The following is a 1,524-nucleotide window of genomic DNA, read 5'->3' as shown; positions in this document are numbered from 1 at the left end:
CCGTCAACGTGTCGTCAGGCAAGGCCGCGATGGTGGCCGGCCCGCCGGCCATGTCTTCGCCGAGCCGAGCGAAGAACCGCGCCATCTGGTCCAGCCTGCCGCCCGCGGGCGTGGCGGTGTCGAGGAGCTTGGCACCTTCCCGGGCGACCTCCGCCCACCTCGTGGTCCGGCGGGCGCTGGCTGACCACGAGCCGAGCCATACGTCGTCGTCGACGATGTATCGCTCACGACGGCTCCCCGGGTCGCGTTCTCGCCGGATGACCTCGATCCCCTCGAGGTACGTGATGGCCTTGGACACAGACGCAGGGCTGACCTGCAGGTACTGGACCAGTTCGGCAGCGGTGAGCGAGCCGGAGTCGACCGTGAACAGACACGTGAGCACCCGTGCCGACATCCGCGGCAGCCCTGTCTCGACCATCACCGTCGTGAGCTGGTCGATGAAGCCGCGTACTGTTTCGGGATCTCTCTGATGCGGGGTAGCCGCGCCCGGGAGCGCAGGGGGAGTGGTCAGCTTGCGTCGTCGGGCCCGCCGTCCCGTAGCGAGGTGTGCGTGCTCCGCGCGGTAGCCGCGCGACCCGCCGTTGCGGGCCACCTCGCGGCTGACTGTCGACGTCGGACGCCCGAGCTGTCTGGCGATCTCGGCATAACCGAGTCCAGCGGCAAGTCCGGAATCGATCTCTGTCCGGTCTTGCCGGCTCAGCCTGCCTCCCGGCATCCGTGCCCGCCTCCCGTGGTCGATCGTCCGATCCAGTATGCGTTCATGGGCATGTCATTGCAATCGATACATCACCGTCCGTTGCATTCGGCGTCAAGTCATTGCACTGAAATACCTCTGTACGCAATTTAACAGCCATAAAGTGCTGATCCAGCATTGAGAGTTCGAGAAACGCAACATAGCGTTTCGTTCGAAGTGAATTTAGATATGGCGCGACGACAGCAGACGATCAAAGGGCGACGCGATGATGACAGACCACGTGGTGCTCGACGTCAGCGGGCTACGCATGCGCTACGGCGCCAACGACGTCCTGCGAGACGTGACGTTTCAGGCACATCGCGGCGAAGTACTGGCGATGCTCGGGCCGAACGGCGCGGGTAAGACCACCACCATCGAGATTCTGGAGGGCTTCCGGAAGCGCTCGGCCGGCCGGGTCGACGTGCTCGGAACGGATCCGGCACACGGCGACGAGCGGTGGCGCGCGCAGCTGGGAATCGTGCTGCAGTCCTGGCGGGACCATGGCAAGTGGCGAGTGCGCGAGCTCCTCGCGCACCTCGGCTCCTATTACGTGGAGTATGCCACCCCGCATGTTCAGCGGCCGTGGGATCCCGACGAGCTCATCGCCGCCGTGGGGCTGACCGAGCAGGCCCATACGAAGATCAGGATGCTCTCGGGCGGGCAGCGCCGCCGGCTCGATGTGGCCATCGGCATCGTCGGCCGTCCCGAGTTGCTGTTCCTCGACGAACCGACCGCCGGATTCGACCCTGAGGCCAGGCACGAGTTCCATGAGCTGGTGCTCCGTCTGGCAG

The 1,524-nt window shown here is 65.6% G+C and carries 2 protein-coding genes; one reads left to right on the top strand and one right to left on the bottom strand.

What is annotated here, in order from left to right; all coding sequences use genetic code 11:
• On the bottom strand, positions 1–715 hold a 715-nt coding region (locus ELR45_RS03840; RefSeq protein ID WP_205855850.1), incomplete at its 3' end, for a GbsR/MarR family transcriptional regulator.
• Between the two features lie 244 nt (positions 716–959).
• On the opposite strand from ELR45_RS03840, the gene ELR45_RS36790 reads away from it, so the two are divergent.
• Positions 960–1,524 (top strand): ABC transporter ATP-binding protein (locus tag ELR45_RS36790; RefSeq protein ID WP_205855849.1); only part of this gene is annotated, 565 nt, incomplete at its 3' end.

This window comes from Phytoactinopolyspora endophytica, assembly GCF_004138495.1.
Taxonomy (GTDB): Bacteria; Actinomycetota; Actinomycetes; order Jiangellales; family Jiangellaceae; genus Phytoactinopolyspora; species Phytoactinopolyspora endophytica.
Note: the sequence above shows the minus strand (reverse complement) of the source record. Positions and strands in the feature narration are given on the sequence as shown.